Raw genomic sequence first — 13,206 nt, forward strand, 5'->3', positions numbered from 1 at the left:
ATGACCGTGCGCGCCATCCTCGCCGTGCTGGCGCTGCTGATCCCGGCGGCGGCTCACTCCGCGCACACTACCCCGAGCGATCTGGTGACGGAGCGGGTGGTACTGGTCATGCGCCACGGCATCCGCGCACCGCTCGAGGGCGAAGTGCCCGAAGGCACTCGCAGCGAACGGCCATGGCCGGTTTGGAGCGTCGCGCAAAGCGTCGTCACCCCGCATGGCGAGCGGGCGCTGGAGATCGTCGCCGAAACCGACCGCCGTCTGTTGGCCTCGCGCGGGCTGCTGGATGCCGCCGGTTGCCCTAAGGCCGGGTCGGCGTCGATCGTTGCCAACACCTCGCCTCGTGCGATCGCCAGCGCGGTGGCGTATGTGCGGGGTTTTGCACCGCAGTGTGATCTCAAGGTCTTGCACCTTGAGGAACCGCAGGCCGATCCGATCTTCGAGCCCTTGCGCGCGAAAGCGACCGCGTTCAATGCCGATGCGGCCGTAGCCGATATCAACCGCTCGACCGGCGGCATGGCCCGGCTTGTCGCCCGGGACCGCAAGGAACTCGCCTTGCTCAATGGCGTGCTGGGCTGCGGCAGGGACGATTGCCTACCGCCCGCCATCGCCACGCGGGGGCACGATATCGCGCTTTCCGGCCCGATCCGCAGCGCCTCGGGCATAGCGCAAGTGCTGCTGCTGCAGTATCTGGAAGGGATGCCCGCCGAGCAGGTCGGCTGGGGGCGGATCGACGCGGCCGGGCTGCAGCGGCTGGGCCGCCTTCATGCCGATCTCTTCACCGTCTACACCCGGCCGCCCTACATGGCGGCCCATCAGGCAAGCGCGCTGGGACGGCGTATCCTCGACACGCTGGACCACGGCCCTGCCTTCGAACTGTTGATGGGCCACGACACCAACGTGACCGCGCTCGCCGCCGCGCTGGGCGTCGACCTGCGCGCCGAGGGGTATGCGACGAACGACGTGCCCCCCGGCGGCGCGATCCTCATCGAGCGTTTGCGCGACGTGCGTTCGGGCCTGCGCTACGTACGCGCATCCTATCGCACCCAATCGCCCGAGGCGCTGCGCGAGCTGGGCGCGCAGGTCTCGCTCACGCCGCTGCGCATACCCGGCTGCGCCAAGGGCCCATGCCGCTACGATGCCTTCGCCGCCGCATTCGCGCAACGCTTGGCGAAGTGAACGATCAGAAGTTAAGCGTTGAGCACGAATTCGGCGACAAGCGTATTCCCTCCGGTTTCTTCGATCAACCTTTGGCAGAAAATGTATCGGCGGTCATTTTCTCCAATGCGGGCACTATCGCGAACTTTGATCGGATGGGGGGCTTCGCTCGCGTCGCTGAGCCTAGCGTTCGATATGTCCGATTCGGGCCGCGCGATAATTCAGATGCCAATGCATCAATGGGCACGCCGTTTTCGATGACGTTCAGGCCTCTGAATATGAAGAATGGTGGACCGACGAAATTCAGGTCTTCCATAATCCGCGCGCGACGTGGCGCCTTGACTTCTCTGCCTCTTGGCGCGACCCACCACTATTTTCAGGATGACGAATTTCAGAGCATTGCTCAGGAGGGCAGCGTATTGTCGTCCTACACCATGCTCATGGGCACACGAGACAACAAAGGCGCTATTTAAGGCCGACTCGTGCCTGCAGCAGGTCAAGCTCCGCCCGCCCGTACTTCTGTCGTTTGATCAATTTGTGATGCGTGATTTCCCCTGTATCTGGGCATTCGACTATGGGGAAACGATCGCGTTTCGGATTGCGGTTAGCTCCTTGCCGACACCTTCGAAGAATTATCTAACCAGATTTCTGTTGAGCACGGCGACGCCAGTAGCCAATTTCAGCCCGGGAGCGTCCGTAATCAGTGGAGGGGCAATGGGTGGCGGCACAATTGGGCCATCCGACGTGTGCGGTTAGATAAGGGTGTCCTGCAAGCTCGGGCATCGCAGTGCCGCTTGCTAAATTCATACGCGTCGGTTGCGGTAACAGGATGGAGTTTCGCCGCAGAACTTGAGAAACGCCCGGTTGAAACTGCTTTGGCTGCCGAAGCCGAGAAGTTCGGCGATCACATTCATCGGCGCATCGGATTGTGCCAACATCTGCTGAGCCCGCTCTAATCGGGTCTTCAGCACGAACTGGTGTGGGGTCATATTCGTGGCTCTGCGAAAAACGCGGCACAGATGTGACGGCGTGATCCCCGCATCGGCGGCCATTTTTTCGAGGCTGTGCTCGGCTTCGGGATGACGGCGTATGGCATCCATCATATGGTGGATGCGATAGGAGGAAAACGCCGAGACTGGGAAATCGACCCTTGTAGTGCGTGCCGGTCCACGGAGCATATGCGCCTTGAGCGCGTCTATCAAAGATGCCACGTAGATGTCTCGTGCACCTGTTTCCGGTTCGTATAGTTCTGCGAGGATTTGGCGAGACAGCGCGGCTCCCAACGGATCGTTGAACGCGAAACGCATACGCGAGAACTGGTCGAGCACCGAGGCGGATCGCAGTTCGTCCGAATCTATGCTGAGCGTGATTACGTCCAGTTCGCCATCGACCAGCCAGCGCGTTTGCATGGTAGCGGGCACGATGGTAGCCGCGCCGGGATAAGCTGCGTCCTGGCTCCAGCCATCTCGGTCCCAGGTGCGCACGTTGGCCTTGCCGGCAAGTTGCACGACGAACAACGGGTCAGGCAGGCCGGGCAAGGCATAGCTGCCCACAAACTGCCGCCAGCGGCTGAAACGCCAGCGCCCGTCGCTGGACTCCAGGCTGACTTCGGGGCCGCGCCGCAGGGTGTCGGCGATGATCGCCTCGCCGTGCCACGTGCTGGGTGAGGCGATGTCGCATGCAGCGATCATCGCGGCGCACCCTGGGCGGTAGCTTGCGATCGCTGCTCGGAGCAGATCGTGACGATTGCGTCCATTGTCATCCTTTTCCCGGGCCGGCAGTCAGGGCTGCTCTTTCGATCCGGACAGGGTAACGCAAAATCCTCGCAACGCCTTGTCGAAAATGCGCATCGATTTTAACGTTTCTTGATCTGCCGGACTACGGCAATCCCCGTTCGTCCAGCCCCATGCCGCGCGCGATGATCTCCAGCATGATTTCGTTCGACCCGGCGAAGATGCGGCTGATGCGCGCGTCGGTGTAGATGCGACTGATGCGGTACTCGTCCATGTAGCCAGCGCCGCCGTGCAGCTGGACGCCCAGGTCGGCGGCCTCGCCCTCCAGTTCGCTGGCCACCAGCTTGGCGGCCGCCGCGTCCTCTGGCGTCAGGCGCGAGGCATTGGCGAGCAGCACCAACTGGTCGATCCACGCCTGCGCCGCGTCGATTCGGCTGCGCAGTGCGGCAAGGCGGAAGCGGTTGTGCTGGAACAGGGCGACGGGGCGCCCGAAGGCGGTGCGCGTCGTCGCGAAGTCCAGTGTCAGCGACAGCGCGGTCTGCGCCGCCGCGATGCTGGCGATGGCCGCGATCAGCCGTTCGGTGGCAAGGAAGCGCATCAGCGCGGGCAGGCCCGCCTCGGGATCGCCCAGTACGTTGTCGGCCGGCACCTGTACGTCGTTGAAGAACAGTTCGGCGGTATCCTGCGCGGCAAGTCCCATCTTGCCCAGCTTCCCGCCCCGCTCGAAGCCCGCCATTCCGCGTCCGACGACGAAGAGGCCCAGCGCCTTGTCCCCCGTACGCGCGGCGACGACCACCGCATCGGCAAGGATACCGTTGGAGATGTAGGTCTTGGCGCCGGTAAGCCGCCAGCCGTTGCCCTCCCGGACGGCACGGGTGCGGATCGCCCGCAGGTCGCTGCCGCCGCCCGCCTCGGTCATCGCGATGGCCAGGATCGTCTCGCCCGAGATCACGTGGGGCATCAGCCGATCGCGCAGGGCCTGCGTGCCCAGCGCGGCGATGTAGGGGGCGACGAGATTGCTGTGCAGGTGCAGGTAGAACCCCGGCTCGCCGCCGCGCACGTTTTCCTCGATGACGATCTGGTCGAAACGCAGGTCTGCCACGCCCGCGCCGCCGTGAACGGGATCGGCCCAGAGGCACAGCAGCCCGGCGTCCCCTGCCTTGCGGTACACCTCGCGCTCGACGATGCCCTCGCGCCGCCAGCGCTGGGCGTGGGGAGCGACTTCGGCGGCCATGAACCGCGCGGCCGAGGCGCGGAACAGGTCATGCTCCTCCTCGAAGATCAGGCGGTCCACGATCAGCGGGCCTTGAACTCGTCGATCAGCCTGCGCTTCATGAGCTTTCCGGTGGGTTCGCGCGGAAGTTCGTCGCGAAATTCGAAAGCCTTTGGCGTCTTCACGCTGCCCAGCGCGGCCCGGGCGAAGGCGCCAAGTTCCTCCGCCAGCGCAGGGCCGGAAGCTACCCCCTCGGCGGGGCGGACGACGGCGAGCACGCATTCGCCCATCTCCTCGTGCGGGACGCCGATGACCGCGACGTCGGCGACCTTGGGATGGGTGATCAGGTGGTTTTCGATCTCCTGCGGGTAGATGTTCACCCCGCCCGAGATGATCATGAAGCTGCGCCGGTCGGTAAGGAACAGGTAGCCGTCCGCATCGACATGGCCGACGTCGCCCAGCGTCGCCCAGCCCCAATCGTTATGCACTCTGGCGGTCTTCTGAGGATCGTTGTGGTAGACGAAGGCGGGGCCGTCGGCGAAGTAGATGTCGCCGGTCTCGCCGGGGGGCAGTTCGCGGCCTTCGGGGTCCAGCACCTTCACTTTGCCCAGCACCGCCTTACCGACCGATCCAGGCCGCTCAAGCCATTCGGCCGAGGACAACGCGGTGATCCCGCAGCATTCGGTGCCCGAATAGTATTCGTGGACGATCGGTCCCCACCAGTCGATCATCGCTTGCTTGACCGGCACGGGGCAGGGCGCGGCGGCGTGGACGACTGCACGCAGCGAGGAATGATCGCGGCGCTCGCGCGCTGCGGGCGGGAGTTTCAGCAGGCGCACGAAGTGGGTGGGCACCCATGTGGCGTGGGTGATGCGGTAGCTCTCGATGAGCGCGAGCGCTTCCTCGGCATCGAAGCGCTCCATGATGACCACGGTGCCGCCGAGCCGGTGGATCGTCATCGCCCAGCGCAGCGGCGCGGCGTGGTAGAGCGGCGAGGTGGAGAGGTACACGGTGTCCTCGCCCATGCCGTAGAGCGCGGTGCCCATCGTTTCAAGCGGCGTCGTCTCGTCCAGCGCCCCTTGCGGAAGCGGCGGCTTCACGCCTTTCGGGCGGCCCGTGGTGCCTGAGGAATAGAGCATGTCGGTGCCCGTGCTTTCGTCCTCAACCGGGGTTTCGGGGTAGGACGCGAACGCGCTACGCCAGCGGCTGGCATCGTAGCTCTCCACCCCGGGCGCATCGCGCAGGGCCTCGGCGGCGAGAGGGGCAAGGCGGTCGGAATAGACCAGCAGGCGCGCGCCGGAATCACGCAGGATATAGGCGATGTCGACCGCGGCCAGCTTGGTCGAGATGCTGGTGAGGTAGAGCCCGGTGCGCTGCGCGGCCCAAGCGACGTCGAAGATCGCGCTCTCGTTGTCCATCAGCAGCGCCACGACGTCGCCGCGTCGCGCGCCGAGATGGCGCAGCAAGTGGGCGCCGCGATTGGCGGCCGCTTCCAGTTCGCCGTAGCTGACCGCCTCTCCCGTCGCGGGGATTACGAGGGCGGGGCGCTGCGCAACGCTGAGGGCGAAGGGCCTGGGGTGCATCGATGAAACCTCTCTCGGGCAAGTTCGGCGCGGACTCTGTCGATCCGCCGTCGCCGCGACTTTGGGCCGCAAGGGGGCGCCGGCTCAAGGCGAGCGCAAGAAATGACAAAAACGGGATCAAGCCCGGTTAAAGCCATGGGGCCTTTCAGCGGCTAGTCATGGGGCAACCCGACGAAGCCCCTGAGATTAAAAACGGGGCGAGGGAGGAGAGGTACAATGAACATCACCAAGGCTGGAATCGCGTCCGTCATCCTGTGCTGCGGCGTTTCCAACATCGCGCTCGCGCAAGAGGCGACGCAGGCTCCGCAGGCCAGCAATGCCGTAGCCGGAGACATCATCGTCACCGCGCAGCGCCGCTCGCAGTCGCTGCTCGACGTACCGCTCGCGATCTCTGCTCTGGGCGGCGATACATTGGAATCGAAAGGAATCACCAACTCCGCCTCGCTCGCGACGGCGGTGCCGAACTTGCAAGTCAGCAGCTCGTTCGGGCGCACCCAGCCCAACTTCTCGCTGCGCGGCATCAGCGTGGCGAACGAGTTCAACTCCAACCAGGCATCGCCGGTCGGCGTGTACATCGACGACGTCTACATCGCCGCGCGCACCAGCCATGGCATGGGCCTGTTCGACCTCGACCGCGTCGAGGTGCTGCGCGGCCCGCAAGGCACGCTTTTCGGCCGGAATACGACCGGCGGCGCGATCAACTTCATCACCCGCCAGCCCAAGCTGCAGGGCACCGAGGGCTACGTCCAGGCGGGCTACGGCAACTACAACACGTTCAAGGCGCAGGGCGCGATCGAAACCACGATGGTCGAGGATGAACTCGGCCTGCGCATCGCCGCGAACTACGAAAAGGGCGACGGACAAATCCGCAACGTCTACCCCGGCGGCCGCGACGCCAACAGCGTGGACTCGCTGCAGGGCCGCGTCGCCCTGCGCGCCAAGCCCGGCAACGGCGCCGTCGACATCAAGATCCGCGCCTATGCCGGACGCGATCGCGGCACGCAGGCCACCCCGCTCGGCATTCCCAGCGAGCGCGCCGCATCGAACCTCGGCTTTTTCGAGATCAACGAGAACCGCGTCGGCCTAAGCCGCACCGATGCATGGGGCATCGCTGGCAACGTCTCGGTGGAACTGAGCCCCACGCTGACCTTCACCTCGATCACGTCGTATGACGGCGGCAAGCTCGATCTCGACCAGGCGGCCGATGGATCGCCCAACGACGTGCTCGACATCAAGTGGCAGTCCGGCTTCCGCCAGTTCAGCGAGGAGGCGCGGATCAACTACGAAGGCGATGCGCTGAAGCTCGTCGGTGGACTGTTCTACGGCTGGGACCGCACTGTCACTGACAACCGCTTCAACATCGGCAGCGCACTGGGCGCGGGCGTCGATGGCGGGTTTTTTCAGCACTACCGCCAGAGCCGCCGGTCCTACGCCGCGTTCCTGCAGGGCGACTACGACCTGACCGACAAGCTCGTCCTCACACTGGGCGCGCGCTACACCTGGGATCGCGGCAAGTACCGCGACGGCTACGCCTATCTTTTCGCCGGCGGCGTTGACGATGCGATGACGCCGATCGCCTCGACTGTGCCGTGCACCGGCGCGCCGGGCACCTGCGCCTACGATCCCAACGCGCGCTTCAACCTCGACGGCAAGAACAACGCACTCACCGGTCGCGCGGCGCTGAGCTATACGTTCGACAACGGTATCCTCGTCTATGCCAGCTACAGCCGGGGCTACCGTTCGGGCGCGTTCAACGGCGGCAGCTACACGTCGTCAGCGGGCGTCAACTACGTCGAGCCCGAGCGCGTCAACGCCTACGAGGCGGGCGTGAAGGGCCGCCTGATGGGCAACATGCTGACTTTTTCGGCCGCCGGGTTTTACTACGACTACACCAACCAGCAGGTGCAGGACCTGCGCGCCGGCCCGGTCAACTTCCTCGTCAACGCGCCCAAGGCCGAGGTCTACGGCGGCGAGATCGAGGCCACCCTTCGCCCTGCGCCCGGCTTCACTATCAACGCCTCAGGGGGCTACCTCCACGCCGCGTACAAGGAACTTGCGCTGCAGGGCGTCGACCTTGCTGGCAATGCGCTTCCTTTCGCCCCGCGCTGGACCGCACAGTTCGGCGTGGACTGGAAAGTGTTCGACACCGGGCGCGACAGCGTGACGTTCTCGCCCTCGGTCAACTATTTCAGCCGCCAGTATTTCTCGCCCTTCAACACGACCGACGTAGCGGGCACAGGCCAGGTCAACTCTGAGCTACAGCAGGGCGCCTATGCCAAAGTCGATGCCGCGCTGGTCTGGCAGCACGACACCATCGAACTGCGCGGCTGGATCAACAACGCCTTCAACCGCAAGGTGCTGGCCTATGGCCTCGATCTGCGCGGCGCGGGCTTCAACTACAACCTGCTCGTCCCCGCCGCGCCGCGTACGTACGGCGTGACCGCGCGCGTCAGCTTCTGACCGGAGTGCGCGCCATGAGCCCGACCCTGACCTCTCCGGACCTGAAAGACCCCGACCTCTATCTGGACCGGGCGCCGCATGACGTGTTCGACCGGCTGCGCACCGCGCAGCCGGTCTACTGGAACCCGGGAAAAGGCGGCGCGGGCTTCTGGTCGCTCACCCGTTATGCCGATATCGTCGAGGTATCGCGCAATCCAGCGCTGTTTTCGTCGGCCAGCGAGAATGGCGGCCACCGCATCTTCAACGAGAACGAGGTGGGCCTGACAGGCGCGGGGGAGTCGGCCATCGGCACCCCGTTCATCTCGATCGACCCGCCCACACATACCCAATATCGCAAGTTCATAATGCCTGCCGTAGCCCCGGGTCGCCTTGCCGGGATCGAGGAGCGCATCCGCGAACGGTGCCTTGCGCTGGTGGACAAGATTCCGCTCGGTGAGCCGGTGAACATCGTGCCGCTGCTTTCCGCGCCGCTGCCGCTGCTGACGCTGTGCGAGCTGTTCGACCTGCCCGCAGATATGTGGGTGAAGCTTTACGACTGGACCAATGCCTTCGTCGGCGAGGACGACCCGGATTTCCGGCAGTCGCCCGAGGCGATGGCCACGATCCTTGGTGAATTCCTGGCCTTCTGCGCCCAGTTGTTCGAGGAACGCCGCGCCGCACCGGGGCAGGATCTTGCCACGCTGCTGGCGACGATGGAGGTGAACGGTAGCCCCGTCACCTTGCGCGAATTCACCGGCAACATGATCCTCGCCCTCGTCGGCGCCAACGAGACGACGCGCAATTCACTCAGCCACAGCATCGTCGCCTTCGCCGAGAATCCCCAGCAGTGGGACCGCATCCGCGCCGAGCCGGACCTCATCAAGACCGCCGTGCGCGAGATGGTGCGCCATGCCAGCCCGGTTATGCACATGCGCCGCACCGCCATGGCCGATACCGAGATCGGCGGGCAGGCCATCGCGAAGGGCGACAAAGTCGTCATGTGGTACATCGCCGCCAACCGCGACGAAAGCGTGTTCCCCGATCCGCATTGCTTCGACGTGGGGCGCGGCAATATCCAGCACCTCGGCTTCGGCACCGGGCAGCATGTCTGCGTCGGCTCGCGGCTGGCGGAGATGCAACTGCGCGTCGCCTTCGGCATCCTGGCCGAGCGGGTGGCAGGCTTTACCGTCCAGTCGCCGCCGCGCCGGTTCCGGTCCAACTTCATCAACGGCCTCAAGAACCTCGACGTGGTGCTGGCACCAGCGTGACAGGAGAGATGACTTTGCTTGGTTTCGATGGTCTGGAACTGCCCGATCTGGCGCTGACGGCGGCTGGGGACCGGCTTGCCACCGCCGCGACGCTGCCCGATGTTGACCCGTGTTCGGAAAGCATCTTTGCGGATATCCCCGTAGCCTCGGCCTCGGACGTCGATCAGGTGGTGGAGGCGGCATGGCAGGCGTTCCGCGCGCCTGCATGGCGCGGCCTTGCCCCGCTGTGGCGCGAGCGGCTGTTGCACCGGCTGGCGGATGCGATGGAAGCCGACCTCCCGCGCCTCGCCGCGCTGGAAGCGCTCGATACCGGCAAGCCCGTCAGCATCGTCGAGGCGGTGGACATTCCCGCCGCGATTTCCTGGCTGCGAGCTTATGCGGGCTGGCCGTCCAAGCTGGCTGGCCGGGCAGGCACCTTGTCGGCGACGCCGGGAGATTATCACGTCTATTCTCGGCGCGAGCCGATTGGCGTCGTCGCCGCGATCACGCCGTGGAATTTCCCGCTGGTGCTGGCGATGTGGAAGGTCGCCCCCGCGCTCGCGGCGGGCTGCACGGTCGTCCTGAAACCTGCGCCGGAAACGCCGCTGAGCGCGCTGCGGCTTGTCGAACTGGCGCGGGCTGCGGGATTGCCCGAAGGCGTGCTGAGCGTCGTCACCGGAGACGGTGCGACCGGCGCGGCGCTGGCCGCGCACCCGCGTATCGCCAAAGTCGCGTTCACCGGCTCGACCGCGACCGGACAGGCGATCCTTGCCGCCTCGGTGCCGGACCTGCGGCGTGTGACGCTGGAACTGGGTGGCAAGTCACCCTCGATCATCTGCGCCGACGCCGATCTGGCCTCGGCGATCCCGCAGGCGGCGATGGGGTGCTTCTTCAACTCGGGCCAGGTCTGCTACGCGGGCACGCGGCTCTACGTCCACCGCTCGGTCTACGACGAAGTGCTCGAAGGCATCGCCGCCGTGGGCAGCGCGCAGAAGCTGGGGCCGAGCGCCGACCGCGCCAGCCAGCTAGGCCCGCTCATCAGCGCCCGCCAGCATGCGCGCGTCTCGGGCTTCGTCGAGCGAGCGAGGGCGGCCGGGATCGAGGCGATGCCGTCTGCCGCCGTGCTGCCCGAACGCGGCTACTACCATGCGCCCACCGTGCTGCGGAACGTCCCCGCCACCGCCGAAGTCATGCGCGACGAGGTGTTCGGCCCGGTCCTCGCCACCGCGCCGTTCGACGATATCGAGGAGGCCATCGCGTTCGCCAACGACAGCGCCTACGGCCTCGCCGCGCATATCTTCACGCGCGATCTGGCCACCGCGCACAGGGCCTCCGCCGTGCTGGAGGCGGGCACCGTTTTCGTCAACTGCGTCATGCTGGCGGACCCGGCCTTCCCCTTCGGCGGCATGAAGATGTCCGGCATTGGACGCGAAAACGGCAGTGAGGTGCTCGACGCCTATCTGGAACCCAAATCGGTAGTGATGGCGCTGTGACCGAGCCTGGGACGACCGCGACCAACTCCGGTGGCTGCCTTTGCGGGCAGGTCCGCTATGCCTTTGAGGGTGAACCATTGCTCGCCGCCGTGTGTCACTGCCGCCATTGCCAGCGCCAGTCCGGCAGCGCTTTTTCCCTGGTCATCGCGGTGACCGATGCCGCCTACTCCCAGCAGGGCGAGACGCGGGTGTTCAAGGATATGGGCGACAGCGGGCAGCCCGTTTCGCGCCATTTCTGCGGCACCTGCGGCTCCCCAATTGTCTCGATAGCGGGCGCGCTGCCGGGGCTGACGCTCATCAAGGGCGGCACTCTCGACGAACCGGGGCGCTGGACGCCCGCCTTCGAAGCCTACTGCGATGGCAGCCTGCCATGGCTCCCTCCCGTGGCCGCAGAGCGCCACGCCCGTTCCAATATCGGAGAATGACCATGCCCAGCGCGATCCTAGACCTGACCGGCAAGACCTGCTGGGTCACCGGCGCCGCCTCCGGCATCGGCCGCGAAACCGCGCTGACGCTCGCCCGCCACGGCGCCAGCGTGATCGCCAGCGACCTCAACCTCGCAGGCGCGCAGGAGACGGCGACCAGTTGCGGCGGCGATGCGCTGGCGCTGGCCCACGACGTCAGCGAAGAGGCCGCCTGGGCCACTTGCGCGGCGGCGGTGGAGGCGCGCTTCGGCAAGCTCGACGCGCTGGTGAACAATGCGGGCATCATGATATCGCGCCCGTTCTCGGAAGCACCGGTGGAGATGCTGCGCCGCCAGAACCGCATCAACGTGGAAAGCGTCTACATCGGGATGCAGACCGCCGAGCCGCTGATGAAGGCTGCCATCGCACAGGGCGCGGCGGGGGCCTCGATCGTCAACCTGGCCTCGATCTACGGCAAGGTCGCGGGCGCGCAGTTCGCCGCCTACAGCGCCACCAAGGGCGCGGTGCGGGCGCTCAGCAAGGCGGTCGCTTACGAGTGGGCGAGCGCGGGCATCCGCGTGAACTGCGTGTTGCCAGGCCCGGTCCAGACCAATCTCGGCGCCGACTGGGAACCGCCGCTCGATGCCGAGGGCAACCCCATCCCGCCCGAAGTCGCGCTGGCGGCCTGGGCCTCGCTGATCCCGATGAAGCGCCTCGGCGTGGCGAGCGACATCGCGCCGATGATCGCCTACCTTGCCAGCGACGCTGCCGCCTTCGTGACCGGCGCCGAATTCACCGCTGACGGCGGCTACACCGCAGCCTGAGGAGAGAGCAGATGCACACCACCGCCGCCATCGCGCGCGAGGCTTACGGCGATTTCACCATCGAGCCCGTCGATCTCGCCGAGCCCCGCGCGGGCGAGGTGCGGGTGCGGATCGCAGGCGTCGGCCTGTGCCACACCGACCTCATCGCGCGCGACCAGTTCATCCCGATCCGGCTGCCCGCCGTGCTCGGCCACGAGGGCTCCGGGATCGTCGACGCGGTGGGCGAAGGCGTCAGTAAGGTCACGGTCGGCGACCGGGTGGTGCTGGGCTTCTCCAGCTGCGGCCACTGCCCCCGCTGCGAGGAGCACCTGCCCTCCTATTGCCGCGAGTTCCCGGCGTTGAACTACGCAGGCGCGCGCGGTGACGGCACTACCGCGATCAGCATCGACGGCGCTCCGGTCTCGGCGAACTTCTTTGGCCAATCCTCCTTTGCCGCCCATGCCGTGACGCACGAACGCAACCTCGTGAGGATCGAGGCGCAGGACGTGCCGCTCGAACTGCTCGGCCCCCTGGGCTGCGGGTTCCAAACCGGCGCGGGCGGGGTAATGCGCTCGCTGGCATGCCCGGCGGGATCGAGCATCGCGATCTTCGGCGGCGGCCCTGTAGGCCTGGCCGCAGTGATGGGCGCGGTGGTGCAGGAGTGCGCGACGATCATCCTCGTCGAACCCTTCGCCGCCCGCCGCGCCATGGCGCTGGAACTGGGCGCCACCCACGTCATCGATCCCGCACAGGGCGAGGTCGGGGCTGCGATCCGGACGATCCTGCCCGATGGCGTGGAGTTCGCCTTCGAGACCAGCGGGCGCGAGGCGGTCGTCGAAACTGCGCTGGCATCGCTGTCCAGCCACGGCTTGCTGGGCCTCGTCGGCGTGCCGCCCCGGCCCGAGAGCAGCCTGTCGATCAACCTCGCTTCGCTCATCACTTACGGCCACCGCATCCACGGCATCGTCGAGGGTGATAGCGACCTCCAGACCTTCATCCCGCAACTGGTCGAGCTTTACCGCGAGGGTCGCTTCCCGTTCGACAGCCTGATCCGCACATACCCCCTCGCGCAGATCAACGAGGCGGTCGCCGCGCAACTGAGCGGCGAGTGCATCAAGGCAGTGCTGATTCCCTGA

Annotated in this window: 11 protein-coding genes; 8 read left to right on the forward strand and 3 right to left on the reverse strand. The window is 66.3% G+C overall.

Features of this window, described 5'->3' with window-relative positions:
• Together TQ38_RS24435 and TQ38_RS24440 are read left to right on the forward strand one after the other, a co-directional pair.
• On the forward strand, positions 1-1,176 hold the full coding sequence (locus tag TQ38_RS24435; protein WP_052505513.1) for a histidine-type phosphatase: 1,176 nt from the start codon (positions 1-3) through the stop codon (positions 1,174-1,176).
• Positions 1,173-1,628: a hypothetical protein gene (locus TQ38_RS24440; RefSeq protein WP_043970282.1), complete on the forward strand. Its 456-nt coding sequence runs from the start codon at positions 1,173-1,175 to the stop codon at positions 1,626-1,628. The genes TQ38_RS24435 and TQ38_RS24440 overlap by 4 nt, the downstream gene beginning before the upstream one ends.
• A 330-nt stretch (positions 1,629-1,958) precedes the next feature.
• Here TQ38_RS24440 and TQ38_RS24445 read toward each other — a convergent pair whose 3' ends face one another.
• The 3 genes from TQ38_RS24445 to TQ38_RS24455 form a co-directional block, all read right to left on the reverse strand.
• Positions 1,959-2,846 (reverse strand): helix-turn-helix domain-containing protein, encoded by an 888-nt coding sequence (locus TQ38_RS24445; protein ID WP_043970284.1) that lies wholly within the window; start codon positions 2,844-2,846, stop codon positions 1,959-1,961.
• 187 nt (positions 2,847-3,033) lie between these two features.
• On the reverse strand, positions 3,034-4,182 hold the full coding sequence (locus tag TQ38_RS24450; RefSeq protein ID WP_043970286.1) for an acyl-CoA dehydrogenase family protein: 1,149 nt from the start codon (positions 4,180-4,182) through the stop codon (positions 3,034-3,036).
• Positions 4,183-4,184: 2 nt separating this feature from the next.
• Complete coding sequence (locus tag TQ38_RS24455; protein ID WP_043970289.1) at positions 4,185-5,684, reverse strand: acyl-CoA synthetase; 1,500 nt, start codon at positions 5,682-5,684, stop codon at positions 4,185-4,187.
• A gap of 216 nt (positions 5,685-5,900) precedes the next feature.
• On the opposite strand from TQ38_RS24455, the gene TQ38_RS24460 reads away from it, so the two are divergent.
• From TQ38_RS24460 to TQ38_RS24485, 6 genes are read left to right on the forward strand one after another with little or no spacing between them, the layout of a single operon-like run.
• Positions 5,901-8,144, forward strand: coding sequence for a TonB-dependent receptor (locus TQ38_RS24460; protein ID WP_043970292.1), 2,244 nt, complete (start codon positions 5,901-5,903; stop codon positions 8,142-8,144).
• A gap of 14 nt (positions 8,145-8,158) precedes the next feature.
• A complete protein-coding gene (locus TQ38_RS24465) occupies positions 8,159-9,391 on the forward strand; it encodes a cytochrome P450 (protein WP_043970294.1) in 1,233 nt (410 codons plus the stop codon).
• A gap of 8 nt (positions 9,392-9,399) precedes the next feature.
• On the forward strand, positions 9,400-10,863 hold the full coding sequence (locus TQ38_RS24470) for an aldehyde dehydrogenase (RefSeq protein WP_043970295.1): 1,464 nt from the start codon (positions 9,400-9,402) through the stop codon (positions 10,861-10,863).
• Positions 10,860-11,288 carry a GFA family protein gene (locus tag TQ38_RS24475; RefSeq protein WP_043970297.1) on the forward strand — a complete coding sequence of 143 codons (429 nt, stop codon included), beginning with the start codon at positions 10,860-10,862 and terminating at the stop codon, positions 11,286-11,288. Before TQ38_RS24470 ends, TQ38_RS24475 begins: the two co-directional genes overlap by 4 nt.
• Before the next feature lie 2 nt (positions 11,289-11,290).
• Positions 11,291-12,091, forward strand: coding sequence for an SDR family NAD(P)-dependent oxidoreductase (locus tag TQ38_RS24480; protein WP_043970299.1), 801 nt, complete (start codon positions 11,291-11,293; stop codon positions 12,089-12,091).
• 11 nt (positions 12,092-12,102) lie between these two features.
• Positions 12,103-13,206 (forward strand): NAD(P)-dependent alcohol dehydrogenase, encoded by a 1,104-nt coding sequence (locus tag TQ38_RS24485; protein WP_043970300.1) that lies wholly within the window; start codon positions 12,103-12,105, stop codon positions 13,204-13,206.

Source organism: Novosphingobium sp. P6W, from assembly GCF_000876675.2.
In the GTDB taxonomy this organism is placed as follows: domain Bacteria; phylum Pseudomonadota; class Alphaproteobacteria; order Sphingomonadales; family Sphingomonadaceae; genus Novosphingobium.